At 74.7% G+C, this 18280-nt stretch carries 20 protein-coding genes; 8 read left to right on the top strand and 12 right to left on the bottom strand.

The genetic code is table 11. The features are described from left to right. Position 1: 1 nt before the first annotated feature. The 4 genes from kdpB to ABD994_RS15515 are packed head-to-tail and all read right to left on the bottom strand — an operon-like array spanning position 2 to position 3994. Positions 2 to 2122, bottom strand: a complete 2121-nt coding sequence (kdpB, locus tag ABD994_RS15530) for a potassium-transporting ATPase subunit KdpB (RefSeq protein ID WP_345416372.1) — start codon at positions 2120 to 2122, stop codon at positions 2 to 4. Continuing rightward, the gene (gene kdpA, locus ABD994_RS15525) at positions 2119 to 3774 is read right to left on the bottom strand and encodes a potassium-transporting ATPase subunit KdpA (protein WP_345416369.1); all 1656 of its coding nucleotides are present in this window, start codon (positions 3772 to 3774) and stop codon (positions 2119 to 2121) included. The genes kdpB and kdpA overlap by 4 nt, the downstream gene beginning before the upstream one ends. Beyond that, complete coding sequence (kdpF, locus tag ABD994_RS15520; RefSeq protein WP_345416366.1) at positions 3774 to 3872, bottom strand: K(+)-transporting ATPase subunit F; 99 nt, start codon at positions 3870 to 3872, stop codon at positions 3774 to 3776. The genes kdpA and kdpF overlap by 1 nt, the downstream gene beginning before the upstream one ends. Next, on the bottom strand, positions 3869 to 3994 hold the full coding sequence (locus ABD994_RS15515; protein ID WP_345416363.1) for a hypothetical protein: 126 nt from the start codon (positions 3992 to 3994) through the stop codon (positions 3869 to 3871). Before ABD994_RS15515 ends, kdpF begins: the two co-directional genes overlap by 4 nt. A gap of 118 nt (positions 3995 to 4112) precedes the next feature. On the opposite strand from ABD994_RS15515, the gene ABD994_RS15510 reads away from it, so the two are divergent. Both ABD994_RS15510 and ABD994_RS15505 read left to right on the top strand, forming a co-directional pair. Then, on the top strand, positions 4113 to 4709 hold the full coding sequence (locus tag ABD994_RS15510; protein ID WP_345416360.1) for a DJ-1/PfpI family protein: 597 nt from the start codon (positions 4113 to 4115) through the stop codon (positions 4707 to 4709). A 96-nt stretch (positions 4710 to 4805) separates the two neighbouring features. After that, positions 4806 to 5540: a DUF4118 domain-containing protein gene (locus ABD994_RS15505; RefSeq protein WP_345416357.1), complete on the top strand. Its 735-nt coding sequence runs from the start codon at positions 4806 to 4808 to the stop codon at positions 5538 to 5540. Here the strand turns inward: ABD994_RS15505 and ABD994_RS15500 are convergent. The 6 genes from ABD994_RS15500 to ABD994_RS15475 form a co-directional block, all read right to left on the bottom strand. Then, entirely contained in the window at positions 5527 to 5916 is a 390-nt protein-coding gene (locus tag ABD994_RS15500) for an ACT domain-containing protein (RefSeq protein WP_345416354.1), read from the bottom strand. The genes ABD994_RS15505 and ABD994_RS15500 overlap by 14 nt on opposite strands. 26 nt (positions 5917 to 5942) lie before the next feature. Then, on the bottom strand, positions 5943 to 6581 hold the full coding sequence (locus ABD994_RS15495; protein ID WP_345416351.1) for a class F sortase: 639 nt from the start codon (positions 6579 to 6581) through the stop codon (positions 5943 to 5945). Between the two features lie 3 nt (positions 6582 to 6584). Beyond that, positions 6585 to 7418, bottom strand: coding sequence for a hypothetical protein (locus ABD994_RS15490; protein ID WP_345416348.1), 834 nt, complete (start codon positions 7416 to 7418; stop codon positions 6585 to 6587). Positions 7419 to 7537: 119 nt separating this feature from the next. Beyond that, positions 7538 to 9268: a hypothetical protein gene (locus ABD994_RS15485; protein ID WP_345416345.1), complete on the bottom strand. Its 1731-nt coding sequence runs from the start codon at positions 9266 to 9268 to the stop codon at positions 7538 to 7540. Further along, a complete protein-coding gene (locus ABD994_RS15480; RefSeq protein ID WP_345416342.1) occupies positions 9265 to 10236 on the bottom strand; it encodes an HTTM domain-containing protein in 972 nt (323 codons plus the stop codon). Before ABD994_RS15480 ends, ABD994_RS15485 begins: the two co-directional genes overlap by 4 nt. Further along, complete coding sequence (locus tag ABD994_RS15475) at positions 10233 to 10862, bottom strand: hypothetical protein (protein ID WP_345416339.1); 630 nt, start codon at positions 10860 to 10862, stop codon at positions 10233 to 10235. Before ABD994_RS15475 ends, ABD994_RS15480 begins: the two co-directional genes overlap by 4 nt. Positions 10863 to 11016: 154 nt before the next feature. On the opposite strand from ABD994_RS15475, the gene ABD994_RS15470 reads away from it, so the two are divergent. From ABD994_RS15470 to ABD994_RS15460, 3 genes are read left to right on the top strand one after another with little or no spacing between them, the layout of a single operon-like run. Next, a complete protein-coding gene (locus ABD994_RS15470; RefSeq protein WP_345416336.1) occupies positions 11017 to 12453 on the top strand; it encodes a hypothetical protein in 1437 nt (478 codons plus the stop codon). Positions 12454 to 12483: 30 nt separating this feature from the next. Further along, positions 12484 to 13239 (top strand): precorrin-6A synthase (deacetylating), encoded by a 756-nt coding sequence (gene cobF, locus ABD994_RS15465; protein ID WP_345416333.1) that lies wholly within the window; start codon positions 12484 to 12486, stop codon positions 13237 to 13239. Continuing rightward, positions 13236 to 13625: an ester cyclase gene (locus tag ABD994_RS15460; RefSeq protein WP_345416332.1), complete on the top strand. Its 390-nt coding sequence runs from the start codon at positions 13236 to 13238 to the stop codon at positions 13623 to 13625. The genes cobF and ABD994_RS15460 overlap by 4 nt, the downstream gene beginning before the upstream one ends. A 60-nt stretch (positions 13626 to 13685) precedes the next feature. Here ABD994_RS15460 and ABD994_RS15455 read toward each other — a convergent pair whose 3' ends face one another. Next, positions 13686 to 15713, bottom strand: a complete 2028-nt coding sequence (locus ABD994_RS15455) for an HNH endonuclease signature motif containing protein (RefSeq protein WP_345416330.1) — start codon at positions 15711 to 15713, stop codon at positions 13686 to 13688. A gap of 163 nt (positions 15714 to 15876) precedes the next feature. Here ABD994_RS15455 and ABD994_RS15450 point away from each other — a divergent pair, with 163 nt between their 5' ends. Continuing rightward, positions 15877 to 16449 carry a TetR/AcrR family transcriptional regulator gene (locus tag ABD994_RS15450; protein ID WP_345416328.1) on the top strand — a complete coding sequence of 191 codons (573 nt, stop codon included), beginning with the start codon at positions 15877 to 15879 and terminating at the stop codon, positions 16447 to 16449. Here ABD994_RS15450 and ABD994_RS15445 read toward each other — a convergent pair. Continuing rightward, the gene (locus ABD994_RS15445; RefSeq protein ID WP_345416325.1) at positions 16434 to 16994 is read right to left on the bottom strand and encodes a histidine phosphatase family protein; all 561 of its coding nucleotides are present in this window, start codon (positions 16992 to 16994) and stop codon (positions 16434 to 16436) included. The genes ABD994_RS15450 and ABD994_RS15445 overlap by 16 nt on opposite strands. Positions 16995 to 17130: 136 nt before the next feature. Between ABD994_RS15445 and ABD994_RS15440 the strand changes: the two genes are divergently transcribed. Together ABD994_RS15440 and ABD994_RS15435 are read left to right on the top strand one after the other, a co-directional pair. After that, positions 17131 to 17343, top strand: coding sequence for a CbtB domain-containing protein (locus ABD994_RS15440; RefSeq protein WP_425550068.1), 213 nt, complete (start codon positions 17131 to 17133; stop codon positions 17341 to 17343). After that, a complete protein-coding gene (locus ABD994_RS15435; protein ID WP_345416322.1) occupies positions 17343 to 18200 on the top strand; it encodes a CbtA family protein in 858 nt (285 codons plus the stop codon). Before ABD994_RS15440 ends, ABD994_RS15435 begins: the two co-directional genes overlap by 1 nt. The last annotated feature ends 80 nt before the right edge of the window (positions 18201 to 18280 follow it).

The raw sequence follows: 18280 nt of genomic DNA, 5'->3' as shown, positions 1-18280 counted from the left end.
GTCACCCGATCCCCGGGATGAGCCGGACGAGGAGGTCGATGACGAAGATGCCGACGAAGGGCACGACGACGCCGCCGAGCCCGTAGACGAGCAGGTTGCGGCGCAGCAGCCGGTCGGACGACGACGGGCGGAACCGCACGCCGCGCAGCGCCAGCGGGATCAGCGCGACGATGACGAGCGCGTTGAAGACGACCGCGGACAGGATGGCCGACTCGGGCGTCGCCAACCGCATGACGTTCAGCGCCGCGAGCTGCGGGAAGATCGCCAGGAACATCGCCGGCAGGATCGCGAAGTACTTCGCGAGGTCGTTGGCCAGCGAGAACGTGGTCAGCGCCCCGCGGGTGATGAGCATCTGCTTGCCGACCTCGACGACCCCGATGAGCTTGGTGGGGTCGGAGTCGAGGTCGACCATGTTGCCGGCCTCCTTGGCCGCGCTGGTCCCCGAGTTCATGGCGACGCCGACGTCGGCCTGCGCGAGCGCGGGCGCGTCGTTGGTGCCGTCGCCGGTCATGGCGACCAGGCGCCCGCCCGCCTGCTCGCGGCGGATGAGCGCGAGCTTGTCCTCGGGCGTGGCCTCGGCGAGCACGTCGTCGACGCCGGACTCGGCGGCGATCGCGCGGGCCGTCACGGGGTTGTCGCCCGTGATCATCACGGTCTTGATGCCCATGGCCCGCAGCTCGGCGAACCGCTCCGCGATCCCGGGCTTCACGACGTCCGACAGCTCGACGACCCCCAGCGCCCGGTTACGTGCGTGATCTTCTGAGCTATAGCTCGAAAGATCACGCACGTGGGAGGCGACGACCAGCGGGGTGCCGCCGCGCTCGGCGATGCCGGTGCTGATCGCCTCGAGACGGGCCCGGTCGGTGTCGTCCCCGAGCCAGGCGATCACCGCCGCCGTCGCGCCCTTGCGCAGCTCCCGGCCGTCGAGGTCCACCCCGGACATGCGGGTGGTCGCGCTGAACGGGACGAACTCCGCGGTCGCCTCGTGGGCCGAGGCCCCGGCGGGCAGGCCGTGCTGCTCGGCGCAGAGCGTGACGATCGAGCGGCCCTCGGGCGTGGTGTCGGCGAGGCTCGCCAGCCGCGCCGCCGCCGCGAGGTCGGCGGCGTCGACCCCGGGCAGCGGGTGCAGGGCCGTCGCGCGCCGGTTGCCGTAGGTGATCGTGCCGGTCTTGTCGAGCAGCAGCGTCGACACGTCGCCGGCCGCCTCGACCGCGCGCCCCGACGTCGCGAGGACGTTGCGCTGTACGAGCCGGTCCATCCCGGCGATGCCGATGGCCGAGAGCAGCGCCCCGATGGTGGTCGGGATGAGGCAGACCAGGAGGGCCACCAGCACCACGAGCGACTGCTGCTGGCCCGAGTACCCCGCCATCGGCTGCAGCGTCACGACGGCCAGCAGGAACACGATCGTCAGCGCCGAGAGCAGGATCGTCAGGGCGATCTCGTTGGGCGTCTTCTGCCGCTGCGCGCCCTCGACCAGCGCGATCATCCGGTCGACGAACGAGTCGCCGGGTTTGGCGGTGATCCGCACGACGACCCGGTCGGAGAGCACGGTGGTGCCGCCGGTGACCGAGGAGAAGTCCCCGCCGGACTCGCGCACCACCGGCGCGGACTCGCCGGTGATCGCCGACTCGTCGACGGTCGCGATGCCCTCGACGATCTCGCCGTCGCCGGGGATCGTCTGCCCGGCCTCGACGACCACGCGGTCGTCGACGCGCAGCTCGGTCGCCGCGATGGTCGTGCCGTCCTCCCGCACGGCGACGGTGTCGGTGCGCGTCGCCCGCAGCGCGTCGGCCTGGGCCCGGCCGCGGCCCTCCGCGACGGCCTCGGCGAGGTTCGCGAAGACGACGGTGAACCAGAGCCAGACCGCGATCAGCCAGGCGAACACGCTCGGGTCGACGATCGCCGACACGGTGACGACGACCGACCCGACCCAGACCACGAACATGACCGGGTTGCGCACCTGGTGGCGCGGGTCGAGCTTGCGCAGGGCGGTGGGCAGCGACTCGAGCAGCTGCCCGGGCCGGAACGCGCCGGCGCCGACGGCGCGGCCGGTGCGGCCGGCGTGGAGCTCCTCGGCCTCGGCGGGGGAGCGGTGGTCGCTGTGGACCGGGGCGGCGGTCATGCCAGTCCCTCCGCGAGGGGGCTCAGGGCGAGGGCGGGGAGGAAGGTGATCGCCGCGACCAGCACGACCGTGCCGGCCACGAGGACGGCGAACAGCGGCGTACCGGTCGACAACGTGCCGGGTCCGGGCTCGGTCCGCGGCTGGCGGGCGAGCAGGCCGGCGAGGGCGAGCACGGCGACGATGGGCAGGAAGCGGCCGAGCAGCATCGCGATCCCGAGCGTGGTCTGGAAGAACCCGCTGGTGACCGTGAGCCCGCCGAAGGCCGAGCCGTTGTTGTTGGCGGCGGACGCGTAGGCGTAGAGCACCTCGGACAGGCCGTGCGGTCCCGCGTTGGTCAGTGCCCCCGGCATTCCTGGGCGACCGGCGGTCGACGGCAGCGCGATCGCGAGCCCGGTGCCGAGCAGCACCAGGGCCGGCATCGTCAGCACGACGACCACCGCGCACGTCACCTCGCGGCGCCCCAGGCGCTTGCCGAGGTACTCCGGTGTGCGCCCCACCATCAGCCCGGCGAGGAACACCGCGATGATCGCGACGATGAGGATCGAGTAGAGCCCCGTCCCGACGCCGCCGGGCGTCATCTCCGAGAACAGCATGTTGAGCAGCGCCCCGCCGCCGCCGAAGGCGGAGAAGCTGTCGTGCAGCGAGTTGACCGCCCCCGTCGACGTGCCCGTGGTGGAGTCGGCGAACAGGGCGGAACCGGGAATGCCGAACCGGACCTCCTTGCCCTCGAGGTTGGCTCCCGCGAACGACGCGCTGCGCGCCTCGGCGACCCAGATGACCGCGAGCATCGCGCCCCACAGCCCGGCCATCACGGCCAGCAGCGAGACGCCCTGGCGGACGGAGCCGACCATCCGCCCGAACGTCCGGGTCAGCGCGACCGGGATGACGAGCAGCAGGAAGATCTCGAACAGGTTCGACACCGGGGTGGGGTTCTCGAACGGGTGCGCGGAGTTCGCGTTGAAGATGCCGCCGCCGTTGGTGCCCAATTCCTTGATCGACTCCTGCGAGGCGGCGGGCGCCAGCGCGATCGTCGACGGCCGCCCGTCGACGCCGAGCACGTCCACGCCCGACCGCAGGCTCATCACGACACCCGTGGCGACGAGCACGACGGCGGCGACCGCCGCGATCGGCAGCAGGACGCGCGTGCACCCGCGGACGATGTCGACCCAGGCGTTGCCGAGACGGTCGGTGCGGCTGCGGACGAAGCCGCGGATCAGCGCCACGGCCACGGCCATCCCGACCGCGGCGGACACGAAGTTCTGCACGGTGAGGCCGGCCATCTGCACCGTGTGGCCCATGGTCGTCTCGGGGACGTAGGACTGCCAGTTCGTGTTGGTGACGAAGGAGATCGCGGTGTTGAACGCGACGCCCGGCTCGACGGCGCCGCGCTCGAAGGCGAACGGCAGGAACGACTGCAGCCGCTGGAGCAGGTAGAGCAGCACGACGCCGGCGAAGGAGAACACCAGGATCGCGACGGCGTAGGTGCTCGCGCGCTGCTCGGAGCGGGGGTCGACGCGCACGAGCCGGTAGAGGACGCGCTCGACGCGCCAGTCGCGCTCGTCGGTGTAGACGCGGGCCATCCAGTCGCCGAGGGGTCGCCACACGGCCGCGAGCAGCACGAGCAGGACGAGCACCTGCAGGAGGCCGGCCATCAGAACCTCTCCGGGCGCACGAGGGCGATGACCAGGTAGACGAGCAGCCCCAGCGCGACGAGACCACCGACCAGGTTGGCCACGGCGTCCCCGCTCACAGCCGGTCCAGCCCGCGGACGGCGAGCAGCAGGACCGCGAAGACCACGATCACCACGCCCGCGTAGAGGAGGTCGAGCACCGGTTTCCCTTCGCCGCGGCACCGCGTCCGACCGCGGTGCACCGACCGCCGAGGTTCCGCCCGCGCCGGGCGCCGCGGGTCCGCGTTGACGCGTCGTTGACGCCCGCCGTGCGCGGTTTTCACGTCGCCGCAGCCGGATGTGATCCGGCACGCTGGCCCGGTGGGCACGGAGCGCTGGCTGGGGATCCTGCTGTTCGAGGGCGTCGAGGAGCTCGATGCGGTGGGGCCGTGGGAGGTCCTGGCGTTCTGGACGGCCAACTTCGCCGACGACGGCTTCCGGGTGACGACGTTCTCGGTCGACGGCGAGCCGGTGCGCTGCGCCAAGGGCATGGTGATCCTTCCCGACCGGGCGGTGGACGACCTGCCGCCGCTCGAGGTGCTCCTGCACCCGGGAGGCCGGGGCACGCGGCCGCTGATGCGCGACCCCGAGCACCTCGACCGGGTGCGGCGGTGGCGCGCCGAGGTGCCGCTGATGACCAGCGTCTGCACCGGCTCGCTCGTCTACGCCGCCGCCGGCCTGCTCGGGGACCGGCCCGCGACCACCCACCACGCGTCGCTGGACGTCCTCGCCGAGCTCGACCCCACCGTCGAGGTGCGCCGGGACGACCGGTTCGTGGACGACGGCGACGTCGTGAGCAGCTCCGGCGTGTCGGCGGGCATCGACATGGCCCTGCACCTGGTCGCCCGCCTCGTCGGCCCGGAACGCGCCCGGCAGGTGCGCCGCGGGATCCAGTACGACCCCGAGCCGCCCGTCTGAGCCGCGGCGGACGCAGGACGACAACGTCGGGCCCGGCGCCGTCAACGTCGCGTAGAACTCCGGCACCCGCGGGCCGGCCCGCGGTGTGCTGGTCCGGTGACGGAGCGGTGGCGGGTCGGCGTGCGGGCGGTCGCGGTGGTGCTGCCCGTGCTCGTCGCGGTCGTGGCGGGCCTGGCCCGCGAGCTGCTGGCGAACACGGGGGCCGCGCTCGTGCTCGTGGTGGTGGTCGTGGCGGTGGCCGCGGCGGGCGATCGGATCGCCGGGGTGCTCGCGGCGCTGGCCTCCGCGGCGTCCTTCGACTTCTTCCTCACCGCGCCGTACCTGCGGTTCGCGATCCTCGACCGGGAGGACGTCGAGACCGCGGTGCTGCTCCTCGTGATCGGTGTCGCCGTCTCCGAGATCGCGTGGTGGGGGCGGCGCCAGGCCGCGCGGTCGAGCCGGCGGGCGGGTTACCTGTCCGGGGTCGCCCGGGCGGCGCGGCTGGCGGCCGAGGGCTCGCCGCGGCAGGACGTGGCGGAGACGATCGCCGGCATGATCACCGAGGTCCTCGACCTCGACGGGTGCCGCTTCGAGGCGGCGGGAGACACCCCGGGTCGGCCCGTCCTCGAGCGCGACGGCACGGTCGTGTGGGCGGGCCGCACGGTCGACGTCCGGCGCGAGGGCCTGCCCGTCATGGACGAGATCGAGCTGCCGGCCGGGCGTGACGGGCGGGCGGGGACGTTCCTGCTGACGGCGAGCTCGGAGGTCCGCCGCCCGGAGCCCGAGCAGCTGCTGGTCGCCGTGACGCTGGCCGAGCAGCTGGGGACGCCGCGGGAGGTCACGCCCGGCTGAGGCGGCGCAGCACCGCGAGCGCGTCGTGCCGGCGGTCCCACGGCACGAAGAGGTGGTCGTGGTGGAAGCCGGCGACCGGGTTGGTGCCGATGCCGGCGTCGGCCAGGGCGCGGGTGACCACCGCGAGGAAGCCGACGGCGTCGAGCGCCGAGTACACGCGCAGCGTGATCCAGGCGCAGACGAAGGTGCCCGCGAGCCCGTGGGCCGCGGCGTCCTCGGCCGTCACGACCGCCGAGAGTCCCTCGTCCTCGCGGATCGTCGCGACGGGCGCCAGCCCCTCCGGCAGCACCGGGACGGTGACGAACACGTGCGGCTCGGGGTGCAGGACGGGGTCGATCCCCGCCAGCAGGCGGGCGAGGTCGGCGTCCCCGGGCACGAGGTCATCGTGCCCGGGGACGGCGATCAGACGTGCTGGACGTCGATGAGATCGGCGTAGACGATCACGTTCGACAGGTAGTTCCGGTTGGCCCGGTCGTACTGCCCGCCGCAGGTGATGAGGCGCAGCTGGGAGTTCGGCGTGTCGTTGTAGACCGAGTCGGTCGGGAACGACGACTTCGGGATCACGTCGACCCGCGAGACCTGGAAGATCGCGCGCTGTCCATCGGCCCGGTCGACGACGACCTCGGCGCCGGCCGTGACCTTGTCGAGGTTCGCGAAGATCCCGGGCTGCCCGTTGCCGTTGATGTGACCGAGGATGACGGCCGGCCCGACAGAGCCCGGGGTGGGAGACCCGTCGAACCACGACGCCTGCATCGGCTGCGAGACCGGCGGGACCGCGAGGCTCCCGTCGGGCTGGAGCCCGGTGGCCACCAGCGACGAGTCCGCGGAGATCGACGGCACGCTCACGTGCGTCGGCGTCGAGGCCGCCAGCGGGGCCGGCGAGTCGACCGACGACGAGGACGACGAGCCGGAGTTCATCCCGACGATGACGGCCAGGCCGACGAGGACCACGACGATCCCGATCGACAGGTTGGTCAGCGATCGCCCGCCGCGGGCGGACCGGTCCTGGTCCTTCTGTTCCGGCTTCTCGGTGGTCGTCATCGCTCAGTTGCCGGTGTCGACGCCGCCGCGCGGGACGGAGCTGACCTGCGTCGCGTAGACCGGGCCGACGGGGCGGGAGTCGTAGTAGTAGTGCCCCGTCGAGGGGTGGTAGTAGCAGGTCGTCGAGTAGGTCGGGTACGTCGTGCCGGTCGTGACGCTCGTCGTCGACTGGTTGGTCGTGGAGCCGGTCGTGGAGCCCGTCGTCGTGCCCGTGGTGGTCGTCGACCCGTCGGTCGTGGTGCTGCCGTCGGTGGTGGTCGACCCGTCGGTGGTGGTGGTGCCGTCGGTCGTCGTGCCGTCCGCGGCGCGGAGGTTCTGGGTCAGCGGCAGGACGCTGCTGGCCCCACCGGCGGTGCCGCCCGTGGTCCCCCCATCGGTGGTGCCGCCCGTCGTGCCCCCGGTGGTGCCGCCCGTCGTGCCCCCGGTGGTGCCGCCCGTCGTGCCTCCGGTCGTGCCGCTGCCGGTCGTGAGGCCGGTGCTGGTCAGGCCGGTGCTGGTGAGCCCGGTGCTGGTCAGGCCGGTGCTGGTCAGGCCGGTGCTCGTGAGCCCGGTGCTGGTCAGGCCGGTGCTGGTCAGGTCGCTCAGGATGCCCGTGCTGGTGAGGTCGCTGAGGATGCCGGTGCTGGTGAGCGTGCCCGAGTTGCCGGTGCTGCTGGTGGTGCCGAGGTAGGTCGAGCTGTTGCCGCTGCTGGCGACCGTCACACAGCCGTAGCCGTAGCCGTAGCCATAGCCGCCGCCCGTCCACGCCGAGGCGCTGCCGACGCCGAGTGACCCCACGAGGAGAACACCCGCGCCGAGCACCAGCGCCCGCCGCCCGATCGTCTGTGCCGTCGTCATGCCCTCGCTCCGTCCCACCCCTGATCCGACCCGGTCGCCGCCCCGCCGACGATCACGTGTCGGCACTCACCCGTTCGGTGTTACTCGCTGGTCGCGTCGTGACGAAAGTGTTATGCCGATCACGACGTCGCCCCTGGCCGGAGCACGGGGCCGCACAGCCAGGCCGAGCGGTCTCCCGTCAGGAACGGCACGTCGAAGGCGGTGTAGCCCGCGGTGGCGTGGCTCCGCGCCGTCGCGAGGGCCTGCGCGTCGGGCACGGCGTCACGACGCACCCAGGTCCCCGTGTTGACCCACGGGGAGATCAGCAGGACGTAGTCGCGGTCGAGCCGCGGGTCGGTCAGCAGTCCGGAGCTCACCGTGCCCGACCAGCCGGCGTCGATCTTGAAGAACGTGGGCCGGACGGTCTCGAAGGTGAGGTCGCGGATCCGCTGGGTGTCACCGCGCTGCCAGGCGTCCGCGTAGCGCGCGTCGGTCAGTCCGGAGAGGTCGACGAAGCGCAGCCGGCTGGTGAGCGCCGTCCCGCCGCCGTCGACGGTGAGGAAGCTGCCGTCCCGGACCCCGAGGATGTCGGCGTAGGCGTTGGTCCGCTCGCCGACGGTCGTCGCGACGAAGCACAGCGGCGCCGTGGGGTCCCGGCGGAACGAGGCGGCGGCGTCGAACCACGCCGCTCCCGACGACAGCACCGCCAGGGCGACGGCGACCAGGGCGAGCACCCGGCTTCGCCGCGAGCGGCACCGGCGCCACGCCTCGCCCGCCGCGAGCACGCCCACGAAGGCCCCGAGCGGCCACACCGGCGTCGCGAAGCGGTACTGCTCCATCCAGTCGGGCGACAGGGCGGCGAACGCGGTCAGCGCGATCCCGAGCGGCACGAGCAGCACCCCGACGACGGTGCGGACGCGCGACGGCCGGGTGAGCACCAGCGCGACGGCGACGACCGCGAGCGCCACCGCGAGCCAGCCGGCGTAGGAGACCAGCTCCCCGGGGCGGGCCAGGTCGGCCGGCCCCGGCAGCGCCTGGCGCTTGGCCCGCGCGGTCGTGGGCAGCCAGTCGCCGAAGGTGAGCAGACGCCACACGAGGTAGGTCCCGACGGGCACGAGCGCGGCACCGACCGATCGCAGGGCCGGCACGAGGGCCCGCTGCGGGTCGCCGGAGTGCACGAGGGCGGCGACGACGGGGTAGGCGGCCAGGTAGAGCAGCCCGTCCGGCCGGGTGAGCGCCGCGAGGCCGGCCAGGGCCCCAGCGGTCACCGCCACCAGGCTCGCGAGGAGGCGCCCCTCGACCGCCGCCCGGGCGACCGTCGCGGCGAGGGCGACGACCAGCAGGGCGTAGAGGCCGTTCTCGAGGCCGCTGGTGGTCCAGATCGCGAAGGAGGGCACGAGCGCCGTGATCGTGCCCGCGACGGCGGTGAGGACGGCCGGGCGCCGGGACACGGTGCGGGCGAGCCCGAACAGCACCCCGAACATGGTCGCGGCGCAGGCCAGCGCGACGAGCTTGGGGAACAGCACGACGTCGGCGAGGCCGAACCAGGCCCCGTGGTCGAACAGTCCGAGCCAGTGGCCGAGGACGAGGACGCCGAGCCACAGCGGGTTCGAGTAGCCCTCGACGGGTGCGGCACCCGCCTGGAGGACGGGGCCCAGGCCCGTGGCGATCGAGCGGGCGTAGGCGAAGGTGATCCCGGCGTCGTCCTCGATGTACGGCCCGTAGGACGCGCTGTGGACGGCCAGCACCAGCGTCGGGATCCCGATCGCCACGGCGAGGTCCCCGCCCGACCGCGGCGTGGTGCCGGCGGGTGCCGGGGAGGGGGTCCCGGCCGGCGGGGCCTCGTCCCGGACGGTGCCGGCGGCGCTCATCGCACGACGTCGGGATCAGCGCGCACGGCCCCGTCCGCGGCCACCGGTGCCCCGGACCGGCGGCGCCGCAGGCCGGCGGCGTGGTCGCGGAACCAGCCCAGGACCTGCTCGGCACGGCGCGGGGGAAGGAACGTGAGGTAGAGCGTCATCATGCCGAGGCCGAAGAAGCCGACCGCCAGCGTGAGCTCGATCGACAGGTGCAGCAGCACGCCGATCGCGAGGACGTAGGGCCGCGCGGCCCGGTTCCAGACGAGGATGCCGATCGCGAGCTCCGCGGCGAGGGTCCCGAGCGTCGCGAGCTGGGTCAGCGCGAGCGAGTCGGTGACGAACGACGGCATCGGCACGCGCTCGAGGTCGCCGATGCGCATCGCGTACGACACCGCCGTGCCGTTGCGCCACAGGACGCCGCCGGACTTCTCCCACACCGTGGCGAGGTAGATGACCGACAGCTGGATCTGCGCGAGGCGCAGGGCCCAGGGGGCGCGGCGGGGGAAGGTCCAGACGCCCCGGCGGTCGGCGAGCCACCGGTCCACCGAGAACGCCGAGCCCGCCGGCATGAGCAGCACGTAGAAGGAGATGACCCGCAGGAGCCCGTCACCGGCGTTGAAGGCGAGCGGCGCCTGCCGGGTCACCGAGACCATGACCACGAACACGAGCAGCGCGGCCAGGCGCGTCCGGAACCCGACGGTCAGCGCGGCGGCGCCGAGCACTCCGGCCAGCCACAGCACCCACACCAACGGGGAGCCGCCGACGAGGGTCATGAGCGTCCAGCCGAGGGCGACGCGCGGCGGGTCCGGCACGGCCGGGGCGGGCCCGAAGAACGGGACGAGGACCGGGGCCAGCGAGAGCGTCCACCCGGTCGCCACGAGCCCGAAGCCGATGCGCACCACCTCGACCGGCGCGGTCGACTCCGGGGTGAAGAAGAAGCGTTCCCAGCCCGCGCGCAGGCGGGTCCACGGGCCGCTCATCGCGCGTTCACCGTGGTGGTGGAGAACGGGACCTCGCTCCAGGGGCCCTCGTCGGGGCCCGGGCCGGGCGCCAGGTTCGGCCGCGTGACCCGGATCAGGGTGAGCCGCGTCGGCTCGTGCCCGGCCGCCCGGTCCTGCGCGATGACCCACTGCGAGAAGGCCGCGCGCTCACGCACCGCGTTGTCGTTGGTCCACAGCTGCTCGCCGTACTTGCGCCAGCGGTAGTTCCAGTACTCGGAGAGACCCGCTCCCGAGTCGAGCGGATAGGTCCCCACCGTGCCGTCCGCCCGCTCGACGCGCGCGAGGACGTTGCTGGTCTCCAGGCGTGGGTTCGGGGCGAACACGCCCCAGCGCTGGTCCAGGCCGGTGACGAGGATGAACGGGCGGGCGAGGCCGACCAGTGCGTTCTTGATCGTCGAGTCCGGTGCGTTCGTCGCGAGCAGCGACACCAGCACCGCGACGATCAGCGCCGAGATGGCGAGACGCTGCCAGGGGCGGTAGGCCGGTGACCCGTCGTCGGGCCCGTCGTGCTGCTGCTCGTCGTGCTCCTGCGGCTCGGACTCGGTGCGGTCGACGTGCTCGTCGACCGCCTGCCGGTCCTCCGCGTCGGTCTCGCTGGTGGTCACCCTGTCCCCCGAACTCCGGTGCCCGGGCGCTCCGCCGGACGCTGGTGAGATCGGCGCACCGCGGTGAGCGTTACGGCGGTTACCGGTGGGTCGGGAACGGCGCCCTCACCTCAGCGTCTGATGAGGTATCCGTGTCACCACCTACGGTGTCCCCGTGACCCGTCCCCGCCGAGCCGCCGCGGTCGTGCTCCTGGTCGCGCTGGCCGCGCTGCTCGCGCCGTCGGCGCTCGCCCACGAGGCGGCGCCGGCCGGGGTGTCACGGATCGAGCTCTCGCTCGGCGCCCGCGACCTCGTCCTGACGATCACCACGCCGCCCGCGGGCGGCGGCCGGATGCCCGTGGTCGTGCTCGCGCGGGAGGACGCGCCGCCGGGGGAGGTGACGGTCGCGGCCGCGCGCCCCGGCGGGGCGGGAACGCCGGTCGCCGTCCCCGTCGGGCCGGCCGGCCGGCCGCACGACGCGGTCCTGACCGCCGACGGGCCGGGGCCGTGGGAGGTGGTGGTCGCCGACGGAGCGGCGGTCGCGCGGGTCCCGGTGGACGTCCCGGCGCCGGCCCCGACGCCGGGCTGGGTGTGGGCGGTGCGCGTCGCCGCGGTGGTGGGCGTCGTCGCCCTCGTCGCCGCCCTGGCCCTGCGGCACCGCCCGCGGGTGGCGCTGGCGCTCGGGGTCGTCGCGGTCGTCGGGGTGACCGTCGCGGTCACGGCTGCCTCCACGGCCCCCGCCACCACGGCCGCGCCGGCCCCGACCCCGACCCCCGCTCCCGCGGCCGGGGGACACGCAGGTCACGCCGGGATGGCGGACATGCCCGCGATGCCGGCGGCCGCGCCGATGAGCGTCCCGACGGCGATGGCCCCGGGCAGCGTCGTCGTGGCCGCCCGGACCGCGACCCCGGCCACGGCCGCGACCCCCGTCGACCTCGTCCTCGACCTCACCGACTCCTCGGGCGGCACCGTCGTCGACGACCTCGCGATCCACGACGACGCGCTGATCCACCTCGCGGTGATCGGCCCCGACGGGCAGGTCACGCACGTCCACCCCGTCCGCACGGCGCCGGGCCGCTACGTGGTGCGGCTCGTGCCGCCGGTGGCCGGGCGGTACGGGGTCTTCGCCGAGATGGAGCGCGCCGGCGACGGCGGTCACCAGGTCGCGCGCACCGCGTTCGCGGTCGCCGGCGCGCCGGCCACGGCGGCGCCCGCCCCCGGTCCCGGGGCGCGGCAGGTCGGCGACCTGCAGGCCGATGTCGCGGTGAGCGGCGCCGTCGCCGGGCGGCCGGCCCGCGTCGCCGCGGCGTTCAGCCGCGCCGGTGCCCCCGTCACCGACCTGCAGTCCTGGCTGGGCATGGCCGGGCACCTCCTGGTGCTCGGCCCCGGGCTGGCGGGGACGCCCGACCCGGTGGACCCGGCGTCGGCGTTCGGCCACGTCCACGACATGCGCCCGGCCGGCCCCGCCGGCACCTACGGCCCCGAGGTCGCCTTCGACGTCACCTTCCCGCAGCCGGGCCGCTACGCGCTCTGGGCGCAGGTGCAGCGCGACTGGCGGGTCGTCACCGTGCCGGTCACCGTCGACGTCGCCCCGGAGACGCCGGCGCCCTGAACGGCCGCCGGCGTGAGAGCCTGCCTCCTCGTGCGGACGGTGCAGGTGGTGGGGATCGGGCTGGGCGACCCGGGGCAGCTGACGCTCGACGCGGTCGAGGCGCTCGGCGGCGTCGACGTGGTGGTGCTGCTGCACAAGCCCGGGCCGGCCGACGAGCTGACCGCGGTCCGGGCAGGGCTCGTTGAGCGCTTCGCCCCGCAGGCGCGGGTCGTCGAGCGCGACGACGCGGTGCGGGACCGCACCTCGCCCGACTACGAGGGCGCCACCGAGCGCTGGCGCGACGAGCGGGCCGCGCTCTACGAGCAGACCCTGCTCGACGAGGTGCCCGAGGGCGGGTCGTGCGCGCTGCTCGTCTGGGGCGACCCGGCGATCTACGACGGCACCGTCGAGATGCTCCACCGCCTCGACGCCCGCGGCCGCGTCGACCTCGACTGGCGCGTCGTGCCCGGCCTCGGGGCGCCGTCGGTGCTGGCCGCCGCGCACCGCACGACGCTGACCCGCACCGCCCGCGCCGCCACGATCACCCCGGCCCGCCGCGTGCTCGACGACAGCGTCGACTCGGGCGAGGCCGACCTGGTCGTCATGCTCGACAGCGCGAAGGACCACGGCCTCGACCACCTGCCCGACGACGCGACCGTCTACTGGGGTGCCTACGTCGGCACCCCCGACGAGGTGCTGCTCGCCGGCCGCGTGGCCGACGTGCGCGAGCAGATCCTCGCCCGGCGCGCGCAGGAGCGGGAGCGCAAGGGCTGGATCATGGACACCTACCTGGTCCGCCGCCGGTGAGCGGCCTCGAGGACGTCTACCGGGACTACCTCGCGTGCCTGAACGAGCGGCAGCTCGAGCGGCTGGGGGAGTACGTCCACGACGAGCTGACCTACAACGGCGAGGCCCTGTCGCTCGACGGGTACCGCGCCCTGCTGGCCGACGACGTCGCGCGGATCCCGGACCTGCTGTTCACCGTGGACCTGCTCGTCGTCCACGGCGACCACGTCGCCTGCCGGCTGTGGTTCGACTGCACGCCCCGGGCGACCTTCCACGGCATCGAGCCCGACGGGCGGCGCGTGGCGTTCGCCGAGCACGTCTTCTACCGCTTCGACGCCGGCCGCATCGCGCAGGTGTGGTCGCTCATCGACCTCGACGCAGTGCGCCGCCAGCTCACGGGCGGCTGACCGTCACCACGGCGGCGGGCACCTCTCCAGAATGATCTACCGAGCGTGCCGTCCGCGTCGTCAGAACGGCGGTGGGTCGAGGTCGGTCTCGGTGGCGGGGGTGCGTGTGCGGCGGAGGCCCTCGCGGGTGCCGGGGCTGCGGGGTGGGCGGCTGTCGGCGGGCCGTGCGGTACTGCGGGCGCCCCGCCCTCGACGGGCCGCGAGCAGCGGTCGTGGCTCCTCGTCCATGTCGTGGTCCTGGTCGTGGTCCTGGTCATGGTTCTGCTCGTGGGGTGGCAGGGGGCGGGGTCGTGCGGCCGGGCGGGGGTCCGGCAGCGGGTCGAGGATGCGTGGTGGTGAGGTGTCGTAGGTCGCACCGGCGCGGGTGGTGATGAGGAACCGGCCGGGTGCGGGCTGGCTGACCCGCCAGTCGCCGTGGTGTTTGGCGCGGTGGTGGTGTCGGCACCAGGCGCCGAGGTTGCGGCTCAGGGTGGGGCCGTGGTGGGCGTGGTCGATGGTGTGGTCGAGGTCGGTGCCGTGGGCGGCCCGGCGGCAGGCGGGGGCGACGCAGCGGCGGTCGCGGGCGCGGACCCACCGGTCGACCTCGGCGCAGGGCCGCCGGTGCCGCGCGTGGTCGGGGTGCACATCGCGGTCGGGGGCGCCGGGTGGGCCGAGGTCGGCGAGGCGCTGCTGGGCCTCGGTAATCAGCCCGGCCCAGGCGGGGTGGCCGGCGGGGTCGAGGGCGGCCAGCAACGTCGTCGGGGCCTGCAGCTCGACGATCGCTGGTCCGCGCCGCCCCCGCCGTCCTCCGCGGCGGGGGCCGCCTGGTCGGTGGTGGAGCAGGAGGACGTGTTGGAGGTGGCCGTGGTCATCGGTGAGCACCAGGCGCCACTCGCCGCGGCGGTAGCGCTCGAGCAGCTCGCGGGCGGTGGTGGGCAGCACGGTCCCGGCCCAGCCGGGGAGCCGAGCGGGTAGCTCGTCGAGCCCCAACGCCGTGCTCAGCCGCATCCGCACCTCCACCAGCCCTTCACGAACCCCACCCGACACCGGCGGCGCCACGAGGTCCGGCTCCTCGCCGGCCGGGTCCTCGCCGGTGTGTCGCTGATCGAGGCCGTCGCTCGGGTCGTCGCTCGGCTCGTCGCTCGGTCCCGCGATCGGATCGCTGCCGGCATCACTGGGGCCCGCGCCACCCGGGTCGCCGCTGGAGCCGTTGTTGCTGGGGCCGTCGTCGCGGGGGCCGCCGTCGCCGGGTCCGTCGGGTCCTGGGTCGGGGCCGCCGTCGGGCTCGTCGGGCGGGTCGGGCGGGTCGGGCGGGTCGGGTGGCGGTGTGAGTTCGGCGGCGAGGTGGTCGAGCAGGGCGTCGTCGTCGAGCCCGGCCGCGGTGCCGTCGAACAACGCCAGATACACCTGGGCGCGCAGGGCCTCGATCCGCACCGGCACCCCGCGACGGCGCAGCGCCGCGGCCAGCGCCTCCAACCGGGCCATCCCCACCACGCTGCGGTCCACCGGCAGGTCGTAGCCGCACACGTTCGCCGTGCCCGACGGGTTCCGGGACGCCAGCACCCGCGCCCGCTTCTGCGCGGCCTTCTCCCGCCGCGCGGTCCACTCCGGATCCAGCGCCGCCGCCAGCTCCTGGATGCGCTCGATCACCCCGGCGTTGGTCAACCCGGGCGCCTCGGCCAGCACCACCGCGCACACCGCGTGGGCGTGGTCGTCACACAGATCGCGGGTCCAGTCCGAGACCACCCGCGCCTTCGACTCGTCGAGCTCCCCGGTGCGCATCAGCGCATGCACCTCGGGCAGGCGCACCAACACGTCGTCGGCCAGATCCAGCCACCGCGACGCCATCGCCCGCGACCACCCCAACGCGGCCGCCGCCTCGTCGGCGGAGAACTCGTCGAGCAGCTCCCGCCGCACCCGACGCCCGTCCTGCGCGCGGCCCGCATGGTGCGACGCGGTCAGCAACCGCGCCGTGGCCTGGTTGCGGGCCCGGAAACACACCCGCGCGAACTCGACCACCTCCGCCCCGGCCAACCCCGCCGGATCCACCGCATCGAGAACCTCGAGCGGCACCCCGGCGCCCGCCCCGAGACCCGCACCGATGCTCACGAACCAGACGCTAGACCCGACCCCCGACAGTCCTCGACGATCTTGTTCGGGCCTCGGTGGTGCTCGTGCTGTCGGGCGCGCTACCGTCACCGAAGCGGAGGGGGGTTCCGTCTCACCGGAGACGAAGCGCAGCGTAGCTCGACCCGTCGAAGGGGAGAGGTGGATGGGCGAGCAGCCGGCGCGCCGGGTCCGTGCCGACGCGCGCCGCAACACCGACGCCCTGCTCGAGGCCGCGGCCGCGGTGTTCGCCACCTCCGGCGTCGACGCCCCGGTCCGCGAGATCGCGACGAAGGCCGGCGTCGGGGTCGGGACGTTCTACCGCCACTTCCCGAAGCGCTCCGACCTCGTCGCGGCCGTCTTCCGACACGCCGTCGACGCCTGCGCCGACGAGGCCCCCGCGCTCGCCGCCGAGCTGCCGCCGGACGAGGCGCTCGAGCGGTGGCTCCTGCGCTACACCGACTTCATCGGCACCAAGCGCGGCCTCGCGGCAGCCCTGCACTCGGGCGACCCCGCGTTCGACGCCCTGCCCGGCTACTTCGACGCACGCTTCCGCCCGGCCCTGGAGGGCCTGCTCGCCGCCTCCGTCGAGGCCGGGGCGGTGCGCGGTGACGTCGCGGCGAACGACCTGCTGCGCGCGGTCGCCAACCTCTGCGGGCCGGCGTGGGACGCCGGGGCGGACCACGCGCGGCGCATGACCGCGCTGCTGGTCGACGGGCTGCGCTACCGGTCGGGTTGACCCAGCGAGCGCAGGTTCCACCGCCCGCTCCGCCCGGTCAGCACGGCGAGGGCGAGCGGCGCCACGTCCACCCGCCACGCCCCGTGCGGGCCGGCGCGCAGGGCGTGGGCGACAGCCGCGCGCACGACCGGCGGGTCGACGACGGCGAGCACCACGGTGGCCTCGGCGCCCTCGAGACCGTCCATCCAGGCGCCGACGCGGGTGCGCAGGCCCGCGAGCGACTCCCCGCCCGGTGGGGCGGCGTCGGGCTCGGAGAGCCAGGCGCCGAGCGCGGCGGGGTCGAGGTCGGCCGGCGCGCGCCCCGCCCAGTCCCCGGACGCGGGTCCCTCAGGGGCGTCGCCGTCGGGTGTGCGGTCGGGCAGTGCGAGGCCCGCGGTCTCGCGGCACCGCGCCGAGGGCGCGACGAGCAGCCGGTCCGGGTCGCGCAGCTCGCCGGCCAGCGCCGTCGCCGCCCGCCGCCCGCCCGCGTCGAGCGGCTCGTCGGCGGGGAAGCGCGCAGCCCGCGCCGCGGCGGTCGCGGCGTGGGCGAGCAGGTGCAGGCGCAACGGGACTCCTCCTGGTCGACGGGAACATCTCATCACCTGCTGAGGTATTGACGCCCTCGCGGCGGGCGCCCTAGCGTCGATCTCGCCGCCCTCCCGGTGCGGCAGCTTCGTCGTGCGCCCGTGAAGGAGACACCTCGTGACCACAGCCGGTGCCGTCGCCCGCGCCCGGGCCACCGCCATCCCCACCTCGGCCACGCTGCCCTGGCTGCTCAGCGCCCTGCTCGTCGGGCTGGCCCTGTACTACCTCGTCGGGATCGACGAGGGTGCCGTCTCGGTGTTCGGCGACACCAGCTACGTCCACGAGCTGGTGCACGACGCCCGCCACTTCCTCGGCTTCCCCTGCCACTGATGGAGGCCCGCTCGTTCGTCCTGCGCGGCGTCCTCGCCGGCGCGGTGGCCGGGCTGGTCGCCTGGGTGTTCTCCCTGGTCTTCGCCGAACCGCAGGTCAACGCCGCGATCGCCTACGAGGAGGGTCGCGGCGAGGCCGAGGCCGCCCTGGCGACGGCGGCGGGCTCCCCGGCGGCCGGCGGGGCCGAGGAGGAGATCGTCAGCCGCGGGGTGCAGAGCACGCTCGGCCTGGGGATCGGCATGGTCGGCATGGGCATCGCGCTCGGCCTGCTGTTCGCCGTCGCGTACACCCTGCTGCACGGCCGGGTCGCGCTGCGGCCGCGCGTGCTGGCGCTCGTGGTGGCCGGCGCCGGGTTCCTGACGCTGTACGCGACGCCCTTCGTCAAGTACCCGGCGAGCCCGCCCGCGGTGGGCAGCGACGAGACGATCAGCGACCGGACCGCGCTCTACCTGGTGATGGTCGTCGGGTCGCTGGTGTTCCTCGTGGCGGCGGTGGCCGTCGCCCGGCTCCTGCGGGAACGCCTGGGCACGTGGAACGCCGTGCTCGTCGGCGGCGCCGTCTACGTCGCGCTGTCGGCGGTCCTCATGACGGTGCTGCCGGGCCTCGGTGAGCTGACGATCAACGTGGTGGAGAACGGCCCGCGGGTCTCGGAGACGCCGCTGCCGCTGCGCAACGCCGCCGGGACGATCGTCTTCCCGGGCTTCGACGCCGACGTGCTCTACGCCTTCCGCGTGGCGTCGTTCGCCGCGCAGATGATCCTCTGGGGCGTCATCGGGCTGGTGTTCGGGGCGCTCGTCGAGCGTCGCCTCGCCCGCGACGACACCGCCGCGCGCACGCCGGAGACCACGACCGCCTGACCCACGTGAGCAGTTGCGGCCCGACAGGGGCCTGTCTGTTCTCAGGACATCGGAGACAGGTGATGTCTCAGCACATCGCG

Origin of the sequence: Actinomycetospora chlora (genome assembly GCF_039542135.1) — a bacterium.
Lineage (GTDB): Bacteria > Actinomycetota > Actinomycetes > Mycobacteriales > Pseudonocardiaceae > Actinomycetospora > Actinomycetospora chlora.
The sequence above is the reverse complement of the archived record's forward strand: the minus strand, read 5'-3'. Positions and strand labels throughout refer to the sequence as shown.